Origin of the sequence: Pseudomonas sp. RIT-To-2 (genome assembly GCF_029623465.1) — a bacterium.
In the GTDB taxonomy this organism is placed as follows: domain Bacteria; phylum Pseudomonadota; class Gammaproteobacteria; order Pseudomonadales; family Pseudomonadaceae; genus Aquipseudomonas; species Aquipseudomonas silvicola.
Window position 1 is genome coordinate 161,839 of sequence record NZ_JAPYKM010000007.1, and the last position, 18,091, is coordinate 179,929.

The 18,091-nt window shown below is 63.4% G+C and carries 18 protein-coding genes; 10 read left to right on the forward strand and 8 right to left on the reverse strand.

Features of this window, described 5'->3' with window-relative positions:
- Positions 1 to 19: 19 nt before the first annotated feature.
- The 3 genes from QBK88_RS08855 (at position 20) to QBK88_RS08865 (ending at position 1,791) form a co-directional block, all read left to right on the forward strand.
- Positions 20 to 244: a hypothetical protein gene (locus tag QBK88_RS08855; protein ID WP_277961765.1), complete on the forward strand. Its 225-nt coding sequence runs from the start codon at positions 20 to 22 to the stop codon at positions 242 to 244.
- Between the two features lie 88 nt (positions 245 to 332).
- Positions 333 to 1,154 (forward strand): NAD-dependent protein deacetylase, encoded by an 822-nt coding sequence (locus QBK88_RS08860; protein WP_277961766.1) that lies wholly within the window; start codon positions 333 to 335, stop codon positions 1,152 to 1,154.
- A gap of 61 nt (positions 1,155 to 1,215) precedes the next feature.
- The gene (locus tag QBK88_RS08865; RefSeq protein WP_277961767.1) at positions 1,216 to 1,791 is read left to right on the forward strand and encodes a flavodoxin family protein; all 576 of its coding nucleotides are present in this window, start codon (positions 1,216 to 1,218) and stop codon (positions 1,789 to 1,791) included.
- A gap of 826 nt (positions 1,792 to 2,617) precedes the next feature.
- Here QBK88_RS08865 and QBK88_RS08870 read toward each other — a convergent pair.
- On the reverse strand, positions 2,618 to 2,833 hold the full coding sequence (locus QBK88_RS08870; RefSeq protein ID WP_158153344.1) for a hypothetical protein: 216 nt from the start codon (positions 2,831 to 2,833) through the stop codon (positions 2,618 to 2,620).
- Between the two features lie 199 nt (positions 2,834 to 3,032).
- Between QBK88_RS08870 and QBK88_RS08875 the strand changes: the two genes are divergently transcribed.
- A complete protein-coding gene (locus tag QBK88_RS08875) occupies positions 3,033 to 3,818 on the forward strand; it encodes a transporter substrate-binding domain-containing protein (RefSeq protein WP_277961768.1) in 786 nt (261 codons plus the stop codon).
- A 139-nt stretch (positions 3,819 to 3,957) separates the two neighbouring features.
- Here the strand turns inward: QBK88_RS08875 and QBK88_RS08880 are convergent, their stop codons facing one another.
- From QBK88_RS08880 to QBK88_RS08890, 3 genes are all read right to left on the reverse strand, one after another.
- Complete coding sequence (locus QBK88_RS08880) at positions 3,958 to 4,848, reverse strand: bestrophin family ion channel (protein WP_277961769.1); 891 nt, start codon at positions 4,846 to 4,848, stop codon at positions 3,958 to 3,960.
- Positions 4,849 to 4,966: 118 nt separating this feature from the next.
- Positions 4,967 to 5,752: a sulfite exporter TauE/SafE family protein gene (locus QBK88_RS08885; RefSeq protein ID WP_277961770.1), complete on the reverse strand. Its 786-nt coding sequence runs from the start codon at positions 5,750 to 5,752 to the stop codon at positions 4,967 to 4,969.
- A 114-nt stretch (positions 5,753 to 5,866) separates the two neighbouring features.
- The gene (locus QBK88_RS08890; RefSeq protein ID WP_445764914.1) at positions 5,867 to 6,334 is read right to left on the reverse strand and encodes a signal peptidase II; all 468 of its coding nucleotides are present in this window, start codon (positions 6,332 to 6,334) and stop codon (positions 5,867 to 5,869) included.
- A 254-nt stretch (positions 6,335 to 6,588) separates the two neighbouring features.
- Between QBK88_RS08890 and QBK88_RS08895 the strand changes: the two genes are divergently transcribed.
- Positions 6,589 to 6,867, forward strand: a complete 279-nt coding sequence (locus QBK88_RS08895; RefSeq protein WP_277961772.1) for a DUF3892 domain-containing protein — start codon at positions 6,589 to 6,591, stop codon at positions 6,865 to 6,867.
- A 57-nt stretch (positions 6,868 to 6,924) separates the two neighbouring features.
- Here the strand turns inward: QBK88_RS08895 and QBK88_RS08900 are convergent, their stop codons facing one another.
- The 4 genes from QBK88_RS08900 to QBK88_RS08915 all read right to left on the reverse strand — a co-directional run bounded on the left by QBK88_RS08900 (position 6,925) and on the right by QBK88_RS08915 (position 10,367).
- The gene (locus QBK88_RS08900) at positions 6,925 to 8,211 is read right to left on the reverse strand and encodes an MFS transporter (RefSeq protein WP_277961773.1); all 1,287 of its coding nucleotides are present in this window, start codon (positions 8,209 to 8,211) and stop codon (positions 6,925 to 6,927) included.
- Positions 8,212 to 8,235: 24 nt separating this feature from the next.
- Positions 8,236 to 8,628, reverse strand: a complete 393-nt coding sequence (locus QBK88_RS08905; protein WP_277961774.1) for a tautomerase family protein — start codon at positions 8,626 to 8,628, stop codon at positions 8,236 to 8,238.
- 91 nt (positions 8,629 to 8,719) lie between these two features.
- Positions 8,720 to 9,088: an SMI1/KNR4 family protein gene (locus tag QBK88_RS08910; protein WP_268142690.1), complete on the reverse strand. Its 369-nt coding sequence runs from the start codon at positions 9,086 to 9,088 to the stop codon at positions 8,720 to 8,722.
- 61 nt (positions 9,089 to 9,149) lie between these two features.
- On the reverse strand, positions 9,150 to 10,367 hold the full coding sequence (locus QBK88_RS08915; RefSeq protein WP_277961775.1) for a sugar transporter: 1,218 nt from the start codon (positions 10,365 to 10,367) through the stop codon (positions 9,150 to 9,152).
- Positions 10,368 to 10,950: 583 nt separating this feature from the next.
- On the opposite strand from QBK88_RS08915, the gene QBK88_RS08920 reads away from it, so the two are divergent.
- From QBK88_RS08920 to QBK88_RS08940, 5 genes are all read left to right on the forward strand, one after another.
- Entirely contained in the window at positions 10,951 to 11,760 is an 810-nt protein-coding gene (locus QBK88_RS08920; protein ID WP_277961776.1) for a type 1 glutamine amidotransferase, read from the forward strand.
- 118 nt (positions 11,761 to 11,878) lie between these two features.
- Entirely contained in the window at positions 11,879 to 12,937 is a 1,059-nt protein-coding gene (locus QBK88_RS08925; protein ID WP_277961777.1) for a tetratricopeptide repeat protein, read from the forward strand.
- Between the two features lie 89 nt (positions 12,938 to 13,026).
- A complete protein-coding gene (locus tag QBK88_RS08930) occupies positions 13,027 to 14,733 on the forward strand; it encodes a hypothetical protein (RefSeq protein WP_277961778.1) in 1,707 nt (568 codons plus the stop codon).
- A gap of 144 nt (positions 14,734 to 14,877) precedes the next feature.
- On the forward strand, positions 14,878 to 16,359 hold the full coding sequence (locus QBK88_RS08935; protein WP_277961779.1) for an ATPase domain-containing protein: 1,482 nt from the start codon (positions 14,878 to 14,880) through the stop codon (positions 16,357 to 16,359).
- Positions 16,356 to 18,071 (forward strand): ATP-binding protein, encoded by a 1,716-nt coding sequence (locus QBK88_RS08940; protein ID WP_445764915.1) that lies wholly within the window; start codon positions 16,356 to 16,358, stop codon positions 18,069 to 18,071. The genes QBK88_RS08935 and QBK88_RS08940 overlap by 4 nt, the downstream gene beginning before the upstream one ends.
- The last annotated feature ends 20 nt before the right edge of the window (positions 18,072 to 18,091 follow it).

Here is an 18,091-nt window from a genome sequence, read left to right on the forward strand (position 1 = left end):
GCACAACGAGGAGCGACTGATGAAGATTTTTGGCAGCGACAACAGTGAGCTGATGGCCGTGAGCACCATCGAGCGCAAGGGCAACGAGCTGGTGCTCAAGGGCAAGATCTTCGGCGCCATGCCGATGATTGCCAAGGTGCGCCCGGAGGAAGCGCGGGCAGCGCTGAAACTGCTGGACTTCAAGACGGTGATGTTTTTACTGAGCCTGCTGTTTCGCCCCACGGTGAAGCAACACCGACGCTGACGTGCCGCTGTGCCCCTGGCGCGGCTTCACGGCCGCTGCCACGGGGAAGGCGATGGCGGCTATGCTAGGTGTTTTCCGGAGGCTGCCCATGACCGACTTCGACACCCTGTGCACACTCCTCGCCGAACAGCCGTTCGTGGTGCTGACCGGTGCCGGCATCAGCACACCTTCGGGCATTCCCGACTACCGCGACCGCGAAGGCGTGCGCCGCGGCCGCGCGCCGATGATGTACCAGGAATTTCTCAGCGGCCCGGCCCTGCGCCAGCGCTACTGGGCCCGGGCGATGCTCGGCTGGCCGAAGGTGCGCCAGGCCCGCGCCAACGTCGCCCACCAGGCCTTGGCCGACCTGCAGGCACGCGGCCATGTCAGTGGCCTGATCACCCAGAATGTCGACGGTTTGCACGACCAGGCCGGCAGCACCGCCGTGGTGGAACTGCACGGCAACCTGCACCGGGTGCTGTGCCTGGACTGCGGCCAGCGCATGGCCCGTGACGATATCCAGGCCGTGATGGAGGCCGAAAATCCTTACCTGGCGGGCGTGGATGCCCACCAGGCGCCTGATGGCGACACCCTGCTGGACCCTCGCTTCGAAGCGCGTTTCAAGCTGCCGGTGTGCCCCCATTGCCACGGTGAACGCTTGAAACCCGACGTAGTGTTCTTCGGCGAGAACGTCGCTGCCGCCACCGCCGAGCGCGCCATGGCCTTGGCCCTTGCGGCCCCTGCCCTGCTGGTGGTGGGTTCTTCGCTGATGGCCTACTCGGCGTTCCGCCTATGCCGCAGCGTGGCGGAGCGTGGCCAGCCGGTGGTGGCGATCAACCTGGGCCATACGCGCGGCGATGACCTGCTGGCCCTCAAACTGGAAAGCGCCTGCGATGAGGTGCTGCCCGCGCTGGCGCAACGCTTGGGTTAATTCAACACGATGCCAAATTGCACCTATAGTGTCTTGTTCCTTTGACTGACAGGAGCACCCCATGACTGCTATCGCCATTGTCTACTTCAGCGGCTACGGCCACACTGCCAAACAGGCCGAAGCCGTGCACGCCGGCGCGGCCGCCGCACCCGGCACCCAGGCTACCCTGTATCAGATCGACGCCAACGGCGACCTCAGCGATGCAGCCTGGGAAGCCATCAGCGCCGCCGACGCCATCATCTACGGCAGCCCCACCTACATGGGCGGCCCGGCATGGCAATTCAAGAAATTCGCCGACACCTCCTCCAAACCCTGGTTTACCCAGGCCTGGAAAGACAAGGTCGCGGCGGGCTTCACCAATTCAGCGTCGGTCAATGGCGACAAATTCTCCACCATCGCCTACTTCTGGACCTTGTCCCAGCAGCATGCCCAAGTGTGGATCGGCACCGGCCTGATGCCCGCCAACACCAAGGCCCACGGCCCCGATGACATCAACTGGACCGCAGGCTTCGCCGGTGCCCTGGCCGTATCGCCCTCGGACGCCTCGCCTGATGAAGCGCCGCGCAGCGGCGACCTTGAAACCGCCAAGCTGCTGGGCCGCCGTGTCGCCGAGTACACCGCGCGGCTCAAGGCGTGAGCCCGGCCGGCCATCGCCATCAGTGGCTGGCTTTCGTGGCCGCAGGCCTGACTGGCTTGTTGGCAGCAACACAGATTTGCAGTGAACCAACAAAGCGGACCAGATGATCCCACTGGCATAACTGGCCCGAAACAAACGTTGGAGCAGAGCTTGCTCGCGAACGCGCCGCGCGGGCGGCGCTCGGTCTCAAGGGCGCTAGAAGAATCAAGCCATGCACCTATCAGCCCCGACCCGGTTGCAAGACAGGCCGATCGAGGGTTCTTCGATATTCCTCGCTGGGGATTGCGTCAGGGCCTCCAAGCGCCAGGCGATGGTGTGGTGGGGTTCTTGAGATCGAGCGCCGCCCGCGCGGCGCTTCGCGAGCAAGCTCTGCTCCAACATCTGTTTCGGGCCAATTTTGCCTGTGAGATCACCGCGACCGCCTTGTTGGCATCAACCCAGATCTGCAGTGAACCAACAAAGCGGACCAGGTGATGCCACTGGCATAACTGGCCCGAAACAAACGTTGGAGCAGAGCTCGCTCGCGAACGCGCCGCGCGGGCGGCGCTCGGTCTCAAGGGCGCTAGAAGAATCAAGCCATGCACCTATCAGCCCCGACCCGGTTGCAAGACAGGCCTATCGAGGGTTCTTCGATATTCCTCGCTGGGGATTGCGTCAGGGCCTCCAAGCGCCAGGCGATGGTGTTGTGGGGTTCTTGAGATCGGGCGGCGCTCGGTCTCAAGGGCGGCAGAAGAATCAAGCCATGCACCTATCAGCCCCGACCCGGTTGCAAGACGGCCCGGGGGGAAACCACCATTGCCCATGCCCCATTAGCGCAGGCGATACGTCAGGCGCGCTTGCACTCGCTGCCCTGCACGTCGTCGCGGGCCAGGCGCAGTTCCGCCGCGTCCTGGTTCAAGCGGTGGATCACACCCAGCAGGCGCTGACGCAGCACTTCGTCGCCCAGGCGGTCCAGGGTGCGCATCACGTCCAAGGCCGCCGATTCGTTGTTGGCGGCCACGGCGTCCAGGGTTTTGCGCAGGTGTCTTGCAGCTCGGTTCACGTTGTCGGTCCTCGTTATCTGGGCGTGGACTGTAGGACAACAATGTTTCCGTTTGATTTCAGCCATTTATCCTGTCCAGTGATGTGGGTCAAGCCACAGGCTGATTCAGCCGCAAAACCATGGCCTGTGCCGGCCGTGGACGGCCCTGCCTGACTGTGATTTCATCCCCCGGCCATCCACGACAACAAGAGAGCACCGAATGAAGCTTGCCCCCCTGCCCTGGCTGCTGAGCGCCCTGCTACCAGGCCTGGTTCTGGCGGACGCCGCACCCTCGCACCTGGACCAGGTGCAACAACGCGGCCAGTTGAATGTGTGCACCACCGGCGACTACAAGCCTTACACGTTCAAGAAAGCCGATGGCGGCTACGAAGGCATCGACATCACTCTCGCCCAGTCACTGGCCCAGAGCCTGGGGGCGACCGTGAACTGGGTGCCCACCACCTGGAAAACCCTTATGCCAGACTTCCTGGCTGGCCACTGCGACATCGCCGTGGGCGGTATCTCGGTGACCCTGGAGCGGCAGAAAAAAGCCTATTTCAGCAGCACCCTGGACGTGGACGGCAAGGTCCCGCTGGTGCGTTGCGAAGACCAGGCCAAGTACCAGAGCGTGGCGCAATTGAACCGCCCCGAAGTCCGCCTGGTGGAACCGGCGGGCGGCACCAATGAAGCGTTCGTGCATGCCTACTTGCCCCAGGCGCGCCTGAGCCTGCACGACAACGTGAGCATCTTCGACGAACTGCGCGAGCACCGGGCCGACGTGATGATCACCGACGCCTCCGAAGCCCTGTACCACCAGAAGCTGAGCCCAGGCCTGTGCGCGGTCAACCCCGCGCAGTACCTGCAATACGGCGAGAAAGCCTACCTGTTGCCCCGGGACGACATCACCTGGAAGCTGTACGTGGACCAGTGGCTGCACCTGGCCAAGGTGACCGGCGCCTACCGCCAGGCCCAGAGCGAATGGATCGCCTTGCCACCGCAAAAGTGATCCCCCTGTGGGACTGGGGGTAGGCCCTGACGCGACAGGCCTGACGCCACGCGGCGCCTGCTTCGCGAGCTGGCGCCCGGTCCACAGGGTTGGCTATACGGGGCGGGTTCGCCTGCGGGGCCAGGGGCCGATGGCGGAATCAGTCGATCAACTCTGCATGCTGCGCTTCGCGTTGCATCGACTCGAGGTTCTTCTCGATGGTCTCGCAAATGGTGTCCATCTGGATCTGGTGCTCGCTGGGCTTGAACGGACTTTGCAGGTCGGTGCCGATGCGTTCGATGGCCAGCAGCATGAAGCCCACCACCGTGGAGGCCAGCGGCGTGTACCACTCCAGTGATTCCACCAGGCCCACCGGCACGATCAGGCAGAACAGCGAAATGAACAGGCGTGGGAAGTACACGTAAGGGTACGGCAGCGGCGTGTTGGCGATGCGCTCCAGACCGCCCTGGCTGTTGGACAGGTCTACCAGGGTCGATTCCAGCCGCGCCAGGCGGATGCTGTCCAACCGCCCCGCCTTGTATTCGCGCGCCAGCAGGTTGGCCGAGCCGTTGAGGATGTCGTTGGAGAAGTTGTTGGAACGCCCACGACGCTCGAATTCTTCGGCGCGCACGAACGCCTGCAACTCCACGGGGCACGGGGTGCCCTTGAGGCTGGCCGTCAGGCTGTGGACGTAGGCCACCTGGCGGCGCAACAAAGCGGCCTTGACCGGATTGACGTCACCATTTTCGTCGTCCACCAGGGTCAACACCTGGCGGCCGAAGCTACGCGAGCTATTGACCACCGCGCCCCACAGGGTACGGGCCTCCCACCAGCGGTTATAGGCACTGCTGTTGCGAAAACTGATCAGCACCACCAGCGCCGAACCCAGCAGGGTCAGGGGCATCAGCGGCAGGGTGACCTTGCTGTTGAGGTAGAGCATGAAATCCACCGTCACCAGAATGTCCCAGATCAACAACCAGAACAGCGCCCAGCCGACGTACCCGAGGGTCTTGATCATCAACCGGTATTTCTTGCGAATGGCATCTTTCAAAAGGCGGGATCTCCGGGCTGCGTAACATTCACTACACAGCTCGGACGCCCGGCGAAGGGCAAGGTTCGCCGGATACACATGTTGTTGCACCTTTGCGGAACAGGGACCCGCTCAGGCCTCAGAAGGCCAGCTTGTAGCCAATGGCAAACAACATGAAAGCGAGGCAGGGGCGCAGTACCTTGTCAGGCACGCGCCCGGTCAGGTGACTGCCCAGGTAAATACCCGGCAGCGAGCCCATCAGCAGAAAACCCAGCAACTCCCAGTTCATGTTGCCCATGCTGGCATGGCCCAGGCCAGCCACCAGGGTCAGCGGCACGGCGTGAGCGATCTCGGTGCCGACCAGGCGACGGGTGGGCAACAGCGGGTAGAGAATGAACAGGGCAACCGTGCCCAGGGCCCCCGCGCCGATGGAGGTCAGGGCGACCATGGTACCCAGGATCAGGCCAGTGATGACGGTGAGCACGTTCAGCCTGGTGCCGGTGAACAGCGACTTGTCACCGCTGTTGCGGTGCGCGAAGGCCAGCAGCTTGTGCTTGAACAGTACAGCGCCCGCCGTGAGCAGCAGCACAATGCCCAGCGCCTGGGTAATGACCGCGTTGAGGGCCTTGGGGTTGGTGTCGAAATTCTTCAGGAACCACAGGGTCACGGCCACTGCCGGGACACTGCCCAGGGTCAACCAGCCGGTCACACCCCAGTCGATGTTCTTGTTCTTGCGGTGTACCAGCACGCCACCCGACTTGGTGATGGCCGCATACAACAGGTCGGTGCCCACCGCCGTCGCCGGGTTGATCCCGAACCACAGCAGGATCGGCGTCATCAGTGACCCGCCGCCTACACCCGTCATGCCTACCACGAACCCGACGATCAGCCCCGCAACCACAAAACCGAAATTACCGACATCCATTGCTGAGCCTTAAATCACGCGCAAAAACTGGCGGGCAGCATAGCCGCTTCCGTTATGAACGTTTAGAACGATATAGACTATCGTTATAACCAGTAGCGGCTCCCGCCAGAGGTATCATGGACCTGGGCGCGGCGTGCGCAGCATGTCCAAGGCCAGGAAGAGCGCTCCGGCCGTGATGGCGATATCAGCCAGGTTAAACACGCCAGTGTGCAGCGAACCGACGTTGATGATCATGTAGTCCACCACGTGACCATGGCGAAACACCCGGTCAATCAGATTGCCGGCCCCGCCCAACGCGATCGCGTACACCGCCATGGCTTGGCGAGTGGACACTGCCCAGTTGCGCAGCGCCCAGTAACCGGCCCACCCCACTACCCCGGCAACGCCGAGGACGAAGATCATCTGCTTGACCCACTCGGGCATCGCCGCGCCCAGGCTGAGGAAGGCACCGGGATTCAGGCTCAGTTCCAGCGCCAGGCTCACCGGACGTGCGCCCAGACGAAAACCGCCGGCCTGCAAGGCTGACAGCGCCAGCAGTTTGACCAATTGATCGGCCACCACGAAAGCGATCCCCAGGAGCACAACCGCACTCCGGCCTCTGAAAAGCGTTTGCATCAATCACTCCCTGTTCGAACGGCGCACTATCGCGGGCGCGACGATAGCGCATGCAGCTAACTGCGTCTAATTTCCCGACGCCTTCATACCTTGCCCGCCGGATATTTCCAATTGCATCTTGGGAATTTTCCTACAGCCCGAACCTGTACTTCTCGATACAACGGGTCTTGTCGACAACGCACAAAGGTCGGCAGACACACCCACAACCCTCAGGAGTGACCATGACCCAGCAATATTTCATCAACGGTATCCGTCTGGACAGCGCCGCTGAACACATCGAAACCGTACGGGTGCGCAAGCGCAAGACCAACGAAAGCTACCTGGTGCCCCGCGCCTTTGTCGCCCACTTGATCAATTCGGGCTTGTGCTTCAAGACGCGTTACAAAGACGGCGAGGACTGGCGCGACGGCGCCGAAGTTGAAGTCATCGACGGGACGTTCCTGCGTACCAGCTCCAACGCCACCGCCGCCGATAACCTGTTGAACCTGCAGAAGGTGTGACACCACTCTCCCTGTGGGACCAGGCCTCGCCCGGTGCCACAGGGAAGCAGCAGACCTTCAGCGAGCAAGCACCGTCCTGGCGCGCAGCACCGGGATGGACAAAGCAATCAGCGACGCCAGCACGCACAGCAACCCCGCGACGAAAAACGCCGGCAGGTAGCTTGCCATCAGCGTGCGGGTCAAGCCCGCGCCGTAGGCGGCGAACGCCGCGCCCAACTGGTGGCCGGCGAATACCCAGCCGAAGACAATGTTGGCCCGCTCGCTGCCGAAGGTCTGGGCCACCAGCTTGACGGTGGGCGGCACCGTGGCGATCCAGTCCAGGCCGTACAGCACCGCGAAGAACGACAGCCCCCAGACGGTGAAGTCCGTGAACGGCAAAATCATCAACGCCACACCCCGCAGCCCGTAATACCAGAACAGCAGCCAGCGGTTATCGAACCGGTCGGACAGCCACCCTGAACCCACAGTACCGAAGAAATCACAGATGCCCATCATCGCCAGGATGCCCGCGGCACTGGTGGCCACCAGGCCGTAGTCACCGCACAGGCTGATGAAGTGCGTCTGCACCAGGCCATTGGTGCTGGCGCCGCAGACGAAAAAAGTCAGGAACAGCACCCAGAACGTCCAACTACCACTGACGTCACGCAACACTCGCCACGGGCTGGCCAGCATCGCCCACAGACTCGCCTTGCCTGGCGCCGCGACCACCGTGGCATCGCCGTAGGCCGTCAGGCCCAGGTCGGCCGGGCGGTCGCGCAGTAGCGCCAGCACCGCCACCGCGGCCACCGCCATGGCGCCGCAGATCAGCGACAACCCCACCCGCCAGCCATGGTGCTCGGTGAGCGATGCCAACAGCGGCATGAACACCAGTTGCCCGGTAGCGGTGCTGGCCGAGAGCAGTCCCACCACCAGGCCGCGACGCTTGGAAAACCAGCGGGTGGCCACCGTGGCCCCCAGCACCATGGCCGTCAGCCCGGTGCCGACCCCAACGACCACGCCCCACAGCAACACGAGTTGCCAGAAGCGGTTCATGAACATCGAACCCAGCAACCCGCCCAGCACCACGGCCAACGCCACCAGCACCACCCGGCGCAGGCCGAAGTGGTTCATGAAGGCCGCGGCGAAAGGCCCCATCAGCCCGTACAAGGCGAAACGAACCGCCAGCGCCGACGAGATCTGCGCGCTACTCCAGCCGAACTCCTGCTGCAGGGGCACAATGAACACGCCGGGGGCGCCCATGGCCCCCGCCATCACCAGCATGGTCAGGAAGGTCGTGGCGGCCACCACCCAGCCATAGTGGACATTGCGCGGGGCCAGGCGGCTGGCGACGAGATTGGACAGCATGGGGCGCTCCTTGAACAGTGTCGATCAGGCCTTGGGCACGTACTGCATTTCACCCTGGCCAAACGACCAGTCCTCGCGGTTCACCTCTACCAGGCTGATCCACACATCTTCCCTGGGCACACCAGTACGCTCGTGAATACCGTTGGCCACCGCCTGGTAGAACGCCCGCTTCACGTCCACGCTTCGCCCACTGTTCCAGGTCACCTGAACAAACACGATACGCGGGCTGTACTGGATGCCCAGGTAGCCCTCGGCCGGGTACACCAACTCGTCACGGGCGTGGCGGTTGATGATCTGGAACTTGTCATGGGTCGGCACGTTGGCCGTGTGGATCATGGCGTCGTAGATCACGTCGCTGATGGCCTTGACCGTTTCAGCAGAGGTGTCCTGAGCAACATCGATACGCACGAGGGGCATGGCGGGTTTCCTGTTGTTGTTGAAAATAGATTATGGACAACCTTTATCGAGCCAATGTTTTACAACATGTCACGCCGGGCGGCAAGCGATCTCAGTCGGTGGCCTGGCAGACCTGTTCATGCCAGACCTTGAAACTGGACCAGCGCGGCTGTGGCGGCCCTTCCTGAGACCAGTACAACACTTGGCCGCGGGCGTTGACACAGAAGTAATCGCCGTTGTCTTCAATGAACGGCAGCAGATCCCGGGGGACGCCCTGGCGCTTCCAGGCCGTATGGGCCATGTCGATCAGGTCCAGGTCCGCGGAGCCGGGCAATACCACGGCAGGTTCGAAGCGAGCGTCGGCGACATCACTGCCGCCCTTGAGGAAGGCCCGGTAGGCCTCGGGGAAATCCATGCCCAGACGCTGCTCGGCAGCGTCTATCTCGGCATCGGTAGGAATTCGAAAGGGGTCATGACGCATCAGGCGGTGTCCTCGGGCAAGCATGCATGAGGACACTAAAGCACGAATTCTGGCGGGGCGCTCAGGCTTCCTGGGTGCGCTCGCGGCCTGAATGTTCGTTCGCGGCCACCTGGGGCTGGCCATAACGGTGCGTGAGGATGCCACACCAGGCCAGGCCGGCCAGCGCCAGGACGCCCCCCACTACACCGACATTGGTCACGCCCATGTGGCTGCTGACCACGCTACCCAGCAATGCCCCGCCGCCAATGCCAACGTTGTAGATACCCGAATGCAGGGCCATGGCCACGTCCGTGGCGTCAGGCGCCAGCGACAGTACCCGGGCCTGCAGGATCAAGCCGAAGCACATGATCGACATGCCCCACACCACGCTCATGCTACCCAGCCCGGCCGCATGCCCGGCCAGCGGCAACAGCAGTGCCAGACACAGTGCCAGAGCACCGATGGAGCCAATCAGTAAACCGCGCGGAAAACGGTTGTTGAACAAGCTGAAGACAATCGAACCGATGATGCCGGCGCCACCAAACAGCAGCAACAGCACGGTGGTCATCTCGCCGCTCAGGTGGGCGACGCTCTGGGCGAACGGTTCAATGTAGCTGTAGGCAGTGAACTGCGCAGTCACCACCACCGCGGTCAGCAGGTACAGCGACATCAGCGCCGGGCGCCTGAACAGAATCGGCAGGCTCTGCAGGCTGCCGGAGTTCTGGCTGGGCAGCAGCGGCAACGAGCGAGCCAGGCCCAGCACGGTCACGGCCGATACACCGGCGATGGCCAGGAACGTCGAGCGCCAGCCCAGCCATTCGCCCACCACGCGGCCCAGTGGAATACCCAGCACCATCGCCAGGGACGTACCCGTGGCCAGCAACCCCAGTGCCTGCACCTGCTTGCCAGCGGGCGCAACGCGTACCGCCAGCGAAGCGGTCACCGACCAGAACACCGCGTGGGCCACGGCGATGCCGATACGGCTCACCAGCAGAACGCCGAAACTGGGCGCCAGGCTCGACAGGACATGGCTGGCGATGAACAGGCCGAAGACGAACATCAGCAGCTTGCGCCGCTCGATGTTGCGGGTGAGCAGCATCATCGGCAGCGACATCAGCGACACCACCCAGGCATACACGGTCAGCATCAGGCCGACCTGGGCCGGCGTCATCTGAAAGCTGCCGCCGATCGCGCTGAGCAACCCCACCGGCACGAACTCGGTGGTGTTGAAGATAAAAGCGGCCAGCGCCAGGGCGATCACGCTCAGCCAACTGCCGTTGCGGGTATCGGTGATATTCATGAAGTGCCGTCATTGCCTCTTCTGGATAAAGACTGCACCCCCTCGAAAAATCCACGCAAAAACGCCCTGCCAGGACCGTGGATGGCCCGGGGCAGAGCGTTCAGTCGGATTTTTATGGGTATTAGAGGGTGAAGCCAGATGAGCAGAATTCTACGCCTGGGGGGGCACCGGTACAACGGGGTAGAGGGGTTGGTGACGATTGGTCACGGGGGGTTGCATATTATGGACGGGGCGGGTGTTCTGAATTTGGGACGGTCTGGTGGGGTGTTCAGCTCGCAAGAAGTGCCTGGCTTGAAGTTTCCGTGTTCTTCAGGCCCAGCGCCACACGGAAGGCGCTCGGCCTCAAGGGCGCCGAGAGGAATCACGACCCTCACCTGAGCTCCAAACATAAAAATATTTTGCACACCTCACAACAAAAGCGTTTGACATAATAAACGGCTCTGGCACGCTATCGCCCAGGTTACCGACCGGCATCGCCCCTTCGCGCCATGACCGGCAGTGCTCGGAACCTCAGGTAGCGCCTGCCTTCACGAACGGCGCGCCTGCACAGAAACGATAGGCTGTGCCTGTCCCAAGGTGATATATGTCCAACAGCAACATTGGCAATAAAAAACAAAAATCGCGCAAACCCGTCGTCCTCATGTCCATGGGTGCCCAGGAACGCAAGGGGCACGATTATCAGGTCATGACCCACAAATACATCCTTCCTCTGGTCGAACACGCTGGCTGTGTGCCGGTGCTGGTTCCGACCTGCTGCGGCACCGATGACCTGGAGCAGTACCTGGACATGGCCGACGGCGTGTACCTGACCGGCGCCGGCAGCAACATCGATCCGGCGCTCTACGGCCAGGAGAACCAGACCCCCGGCAAGGGCCAGGACCGCGACCGCGACCTGTTCGACCTGCCCCTGGTGCGCGCGGCCATTGCCCGCGGGTTGCCGATTTTCGGCGTGTGTCGTGGCATGCAGGAAATCAATGTGGCCCTGGGCGGCGACCTGTATCAGAAGGTCTATGCCGAGCCCGGCTTCAATGACCACCGCGAAAACCCGGACGACCCGGTGAACGTGCAGTATGCACCCGCCCACAGCGTCCAGGTGGCCGCCAGCAGCTGGTTGCACACATTGCTGGGCAGCGACTCGATCCAGGTCAACTCGCTCCATGGCCAAGGCCTGAAAACCCTGGGCAAAGGCCTGGAAGCCATCGCCCGCGCCGAAGACGGGCTGGTGGAAGCCATCCATGGCCCAAGCCTGTCACCCTTCCTGTTCGCCGTGCAGTGGCACCCTGAATGGCAGGCCGCGCAGAACCCCGACTCGGTGAAAATCTTCGAAGCCTTCGGCCAGGCCTGCCGCAGTCAGGTGCAGAAGAAAGCCGGCGCCTACGACAGCGCCGCGTGACCCCAAGGGCCTGCCCGCGGCATTGGTACGGGCAGGCCCTGCACCGGCGTTTGACTCCACCCCTCGTCTGCCCCAAGCTGACCGTCCCTGGAAAAGCCGCCGCGCTTCGGACTGGTCAATGCCCAAGCTTGTTCGCTCCCTGTTGCTGTCTGCCCTGCTCATCGTTGCCCTGGGTGTCGCCTGGCACCTGTTGCGCCCTGCCCCGACACCTGCGTCGCCGGAGCTGCGGCACAGTTACTCCAAGGCGCTGGACCAGGCTCACAACGGCAAGCCCGGCGCGGCACGGGTCCTTTACCAGCAACTGGCGCGCACCGACCTTTCCCCCGTAAGGCGCATCAGCCTGCTGGCCGAACTCCCCAACTACCCCAGCCCCCAGGCATTGAAACTGATCAAGGCCGACCTCAAGGAAGACCAGAACCTGCTGGTGCGCCACGGCGCCATCGACGCTGTCAGCCACCTGGTGCCCGACGCACAGCGCAGCCTGCTGCTGGGGCCGCTGCTGGATGACGACGATGAAGACATCCGCTTCCATGTGGCCCGGGCCCTGCTGGGCCTGTCGCCCGATGACCTGGGGCTGTATTTCGCCCGTCTCAATGCCGTGCTGGATGATTACGTGCAAGCGTTGATCAGCGCCCCGGATGATGCCGACGGCCAACTGGAGCTGGCGAAGATCTACCTCTACAACGACGACTACACCCAAGCCCTGGCGACGCTCGCGCACGCCCACGAACTGGTGCCCGGCGACCTGGAAACCGTGGCGGTGCAAGTGCGCGTGCTGGAAAAACAAGGGCAGAATGATGCCTCACGGCAACTGCTGGCCGAACAATTGATCGCCCACCCCGACTCGGCATTGCTGCAGCACGAACTGGGCCAGTGGCTGATTCGCCACGGCCAGGGTGAGTACGCCCTGCTGGCGTTGGCGCGGGCATCGGAACTGGAGCCGGACAACAGCGACTACCGCTACAACCTGGCTGTCACCCTGCATCAGATGGACCAGGTGGAAGCCGCTCAGCGCCAACTGGACGAGATATTGCGCAGGCAGCCCGCCAACCGCAAGGCGCGGGTGTTGCTGATCGAATACTGGAAGCAGACCGGGCAGTTGCAGAACGTGCAAGTGCTGCTGGCCGAGCTGGAACAGCAGAACCCCGACGACCCCGCCTTGCAACAGGGGTTGTGACCGCCACTGGTCGCCACCTGTAAGATTTGACAGTTTCGCCACACCGGCCCGGGCCTCTTTAATGAAGGCCCACCCTTGAGGCGCGCACCATGAAACGACCATTGGTTCTTGCCCTCACCGCCGCTCTATACGCCTGCACCCAGCCCGCCCCTCCCGCGCCCCCGGAAATGACCAGCGCGCCACCTGCCCAGGCGGTCACCGAGGCAGGAGTGCAGGACGCGGCGCTGGTTGCCCGCCTGAACACGCGCTTCAAGAACGAGGTAGGCGCCTGCGACGGTGGCACCCCTGCCTATTACTGTTCTGGCATCATGCTGCGCACCGTTACCTACAGCACCTCCTATAAATTCTGGACCCACAGCCCCGCGGCGACGGCTTTGGGCTCGGTCAGTTTCAGCTGGGTACGCAGCGATATCAGCACCGGTTCACTGCAAGGCAGCGTCGGTTTCATCTACAGCGACTACAGCACAGCCGCCGCAGCCGGAAAGGCCCCGCAGATTCGCTGTATCTACCCCTTCACGGCGGGCATCCAGGGGCGGCCTGCCAACGGCTGCGGTTTCGCCACCACCTCCACCGCGCCCGCCAGCCCCTCGCAGGCGGCACCCGAGGCCGACCAAAGCAGTTGTCAGTCTGCGAACCCGCCAGCCATCACCGGGCCGCTATGGCTGGCCAACTTTGCAGCCCATGGCCATGACAGCCACAACCAATGCTCGCTCAGCGCCAACACCACCCAATTCCGAGCCAGCCTGGAGGGCCATCAGGGCGGCGCTGCAAAGGCTGCATGGGCCAATGAATTGGTGGTGGCGACCTGGGACCCCAGCCGGCCGGACCGCTTGCCCATCGAAGCTTTTTTCTACGACGCCAGCCAGCCGGCAGCACAGCCGTACGCCGTCAATCTGCAAAAGGATTATCAGGCGGCCACCGGCCAACTCATCCCCGTGGTCAAGCTGGACCTGAGGGCGCCGGACCGCAATGCCTTCCTGCTGCCCAACGCCACGGGCGACCGCGGTGCGGGCGTGGCGGCGGAGCTCAACCGGCGCTTCCTGAAACTGGACAACAGCTGCAATGGCCAGGCCGCTTTCTACTGCGACGGCGTGCTGATCCGCATGACCACCTATGGCCCCGGCTACCACGTGTGGAACCCCGGCCCAGCCTCCGTGACCCTGGGCGGCGTGTCGTTCAGTTATTTGAGGCGTGACCAGGCCATCACCGAACTGGCCTGGAACCAGCCACTGTCGGAAGGGCTGATATTCAAGAACTACAACGCCTCGATTCGCGACGGCAACTACTTCATTACACTCCTCTGTTATTTCCCCACGGACGCCGCCAGCATTTACCGAGCCAATAACGGCTGCGGTGCTCACCCAACCTACCCGAGCCAAAGCATCTATTGCTCCACGCAAGGCATCAACACCGTCGCCAAGTGGGCGACTCATTACCACGCGGTGGCGGGCTCGGGATCATTCAGCGCGCGCAACCAGCACCAATGCAGCTTCGCCGGCAGTCAAAGCATGTTCCAACTCGGGCTGTCCGTGCGCCCCGCGTTCCAGGTAGCCGCCGACCGACGCTTCCATAATGAGGTGGTGCTCAAGACGTGGCCGCAGAACCGCACCGACCTGCCCCTTGAAGCTATTTTCTACCACAACGCCAATACCCGCGGTGCCGGGCTAGCAGGCGCCCAGAACATCCAACGCGACTACAAGAACGTCACGGGCAAGTTCGTCCCCGTGGTGCGCTTCTCCATCAGCCAGACCTCCCCCTTCATTTACTCGGCCAGCGATCAGGTGGTCAGCCCTTGAAGGAGCGCCGCCCTCGCTAGCCCGCGCACGCCGGGGCGGCACTTCTCGTTGAACTGCGCCACGGGCCCGCTGTCCAGTGTAAGTGCAGCGGCCCCTGGCAAGGCCCTTGCGCCAACGCCATCGTGACGCGAGGAGCCCCGCTTGATGAAACCGAAAGCCTCCACCGGCATCACCGGCCTGGATGACATTCTCAATGGCGGCCTGAGCCGCAGCCACATTTTCCTGCTGGAAGGCCAACCGGGTGCGGGCAAGACCACGGTAGCCTTGCAGTTCCTGCTCGAGGGCGCCGCCCAGGGCGAGCGCTGCCTGTACATCACGCTCTCGGAAACCGAGCGCGAACTGCGTGAGGGGGCCTTGTCCCATGGTTGGGAGCTGGACCCGCACATCGAAGTGTTCGAGCTGACGCCGCCAGAGATGATTCTCGATGCCCAGCAGCAACAGAGCCTGCTGTACAGCAGCGACCTGGAACTGGGCGAGGCCACGCGGCAGATCTTCGACGTGGTGGAGCGCATCAAACCCGACCGCGTGGTACTCGACAGCCTCTCGGAAGTGCGCCTGCTGGCCCAGAGTTCGCTGCGTTACCGCCGCCAGATCCTGGCCATCAAGCACTACTTCGCGCGCTTCAATGCCACCGTGGTGCTGTTGGACGACATGACCAGCGAGCCGCTGGACAAGACTCTGCACAGCATCGCCCACGGGGTCATCCGCCTGGAAGAGATGGCACCCGACTACGGCGCCGAACGCCGGCGCTTGCGCATCATGAAATACCGCGGGCAGAAGTACCGGGGTGGCTACCACGATTTCACTATCCACCAGAGCGGCATCCAGGTATTCCCGCGCCTGGTGGCAGCCGAACACCGCGCCCATTATGAACGCACCCCGCTGAGCAGCGGCATCGGTGCCCTCGATGCGCTGCTTGGGGGTGGCGTCGAAAACGGCTCCAGCACTCTGATACTCGGCCCTGCGGGCACCGGCAAATCGCTGATCGCCATGGTATTCGCCGCGGCCGCCGTGGCCCGGGGGGAGAAGGTGGCGCTGTTCATCTTCGACGAGGAGCTGGGTCTGCTGTTCGAGCGCATGAAGTACCTGGGCATTGACCTGGATGCCATGCAGCGCAGCGGCAACATGATCATCGAACAGGTGGACGCCGCCGAGTTGTCCCCCGGCGAATTCGCCCACCGGGTGCGCAGCAAGGTCGACGAGAACGCGATCAAGACCGTGATCATCGACAGCATCAACGGCTACCAGGCAGCGATGATGGGCGAAGGCTCACCCGTGCTGCATATTCACGAACTGCTGCTGTTTCTCAACCGCCGCGGTGCCGCCACCTTCATGACGGTGGCGCAGCAGGGGCTGGTGGGCGACATGAAGGCCCCCGTGGACCTGACCTACCTGGCCGATACGGTCATCCTGCTGCGCTACTTCGAAGCTGTGGGCCAGGTGCGCCGGGCCATGTCGGTGATCAAGAAACGCTATGGCGGCCACGAGTCCACCATCCGCGAGTACAAGATAGGCAACCAGGGCATGACCGTCGGGGAGCCCTTGTATGACTTCCAGGGAGTGCTGCGCGGGGTACCCACCTATGTGGGTGAAAGCAACCCGCTGCTGAAGGACCCACGACCGTGACCCCTGTAGCTGCCGCGCCGGAACGCGTCATGGTCCTCGCCCCATTGGGCCGCGACAGCCAGGTGGCGCTGTCGATCATAGGTGAAGCCGGCTATCAGGGAGAGGCCGCCGGTACCTTGAACGAACTCTGCACCCAACTGCACGACGGCGCGGGTATGGCGGTGATTGCCGAGGAGGCGTTCAACGGTGCCGACATCGCGCCTTTGGTGGCGTACCTGCAGCAACAGCCTGCGTGGTCCGACCTGCCCATCGTATTGATCACCCACCATGGCGGCCCCGACCATCCGCCGTCGATGCGCCTGGGCAAACAACTGGGTAACGTTACATTCCTGGAACGCCCCTTCCACCCGGTGGCCCTGATCAGCCTGGTGAGCACCGCCATCCGTGGCCGGCGCCGCCAATATGAAGCGCGTGACCGCCTGCACGACCTCGGCGAAAGCCAGCAACGGCTGCAGAGCGCGCTGGACGCCGGACGTCTGGGAGAAGAGCGCTTGCGCCAACTCAACGAAACCCTGGAGCAGCAGGTGCAGGAACGCACCGCTCAGGTGCTGCAGAATGAGGAAGCCCTGCGCCAATCACAGAAGATGGAAGCCGTGGGCCAGTTGACCGGGGGTATCGCCCACGACTTCAACAACATGCTCACCGGCATCATCGGCAGCCTCGAATTGATGCGCCGGCGCTTGTCGCGAGGCAAGACGCAAGACCTGGGCAACCTCATCGACCTGGGCATCACCTCGGCCAACCGCGCAGCCGGGCTGACCCACCGGCTACTGGCGTTTTCGCGCCGCCAGTCGCTGGATTCGCAGCCCGTGGAAATGAACCGCCTGGTGCTGGCCATGGACGAGCTGCTGCAACGCAGCCTGGACGAGAGCATTCGCCTGGACATGCACCTGGACCCCGGCCTGTGGGTGGCAGAAGCCGACCCCCACCAGCTGGAGAGCGCCCTGCTCAACCTGGTGATCAACGCACGCGATGCCATGCCCAATGGCGGTGACCTGGTGGTGGAAACCAGCAACCACACCCTGGACGAGGCCTACACCCGCCAACAGGGGGCTCTGGCGGTGGGCGATTATGTGCGCCTGAGCGTCCGCGACACTGGCTGCGGCATGCCGCAAAGCGTGATCAACCGCGCATTCGACCCTTTCTTCACCACCAAGCCCATCGGCCAGGGCACCGGCCTGGGCCTGTCGATGATCTATGGGTTCAGCAAGCAATCGCGCGGCCATGTGGCCATCGAAAGCCAGATCGGCAAAGGCACCACCGTCAACCTCTACCTGCCGCGTTTCAAGGGCGACACGCCGGTTACCTCGCCTCAACCTGCCGGCGAAACCCACCGGGCCCGCAGCGGCGAAACGGTATTGGTCGTGGAGGATGACAGCGCGGTACGCCTGCTGGTGTGCGAAGTGCTGCGCGAACTGGGCTACGCCTACATCGAGGCCGCCGAGGCCAGCGGCGCCCTGCCGGTGCTCAACTCGCCCCAGCGCATCGATTTGCTGGTAAGCGATGTCGGCTTGCCCGGCGGCATGAACGGCCGGCAACTGGCCGAGATCGGCCGCCAATTGCGCCCGGGCCTCAAGGTGTTGTTCGTCACGGGCTATGCCGAGCATGCGGCGGTGCGGGGTGGTTTTCTGGATGCAGGCATGCAGATGATCACCAAGCCATTCACCTTCGACCGACTGACGGCCAAGGTGCGGGAAATGATCGAAAGCTAGAAAGCTCTCGATCATGATCC

What these genes read in the sequence shown, in the direction of transcription:
- QBK88_RS08910 (WP_268142690.1), bottom strand. Translation starts at nt 9,088, where the DNA reads ATGCGTCATGACCCCTTTCGAATTCCTACCGATGCCGAGATAGACGCT.
- QBK88_RS08935 (WP_277961779.1), top strand. Translation starts at nt 14,878, where the DNA reads ATGAAACCGAAAGCCTCCACCGGCATCACCGGCCTGGATGACATTCTC.
- QBK88_RS08865 (WP_277961767.1), top strand. Translation starts at nt 1,216, where the DNA reads ATGACTGCTATCGCCATTGTCTACTTCAGCGGCTACGGCCACACTGCC.
- QBK88_RS08900 (WP_277961773.1), bottom strand. Translation starts at nt 8,211, where the DNA reads ATGCTGTCCAATCTCGTCGCCAGCCGCCTGGCCCCGCGCAATGTCCAC.
- QBK88_RS08855 (WP_277961765.1), top strand. Translation starts at nt 20, where the DNA reads ATGAAGATTTTTGGCAGCGACAACAGTGAGCTGATGGCCGTGAGCACC.
- QBK88_RS08895 (WP_277961772.1), top strand. Translation starts at nt 6,589, where the DNA reads ATGACCCAGCAATATTTCATCAACGGTATCCGTCTGGACAGCGCCGCT.
- QBK88_RS08860 (WP_277961766.1), top strand. Translation starts at nt 333, where the DNA reads ATGACCGACTTCGACACCCTGTGCACACTCCTCGCCGAACAGCCGTTC.
- QBK88_RS08930 (WP_277961778.1), top strand. Translation starts at nt 13,027, where the DNA reads ATGAAACGACCATTGGTTCTTGCCCTCACCGCCGCTCTATACGCCTGC.
- QBK88_RS08915 (WP_277961775.1), bottom strand. Translation starts at nt 10,367, where the DNA reads ATGAATATCACCGATACCCGCAACGGCAGTTGGCTGAGCGTGATCGCC.
- QBK88_RS08875 (WP_277961768.1), top strand. Translation starts at nt 3,033, where the DNA reads ATGAAGCTTGCCCCCCTGCCCTGGCTGCTGAGCGCCCTGCTACCAGGC.
- QBK88_RS08925 (WP_277961777.1), top strand. Translation starts at nt 11,879, where the DNA reads ATGCCCAAGCTTGTTCGCTCCCTGTTGCTGTCTGCCCTGCTCATCGTT.
- QBK88_RS08920 (WP_277961776.1), top strand. Translation starts at nt 10,951, where the DNA reads ATGTCCAACAGCAACATTGGCAATAAAAAACAAAAATCGCGCAAACCC.
- QBK88_RS08885 (WP_277961770.1), bottom strand. Translation starts at nt 5,752, where the DNA reads ATGGATGTCGGTAATTTCGGTTTTGTGGTTGCGGGGCTGATCGTCGGG.
- QBK88_RS08905 (WP_277961774.1), bottom strand. Translation starts at nt 8,628, where the DNA reads ATGCCCCTCGTGCGTATCGATGTTGCTCAGGACACCTCTGCTGAAACG.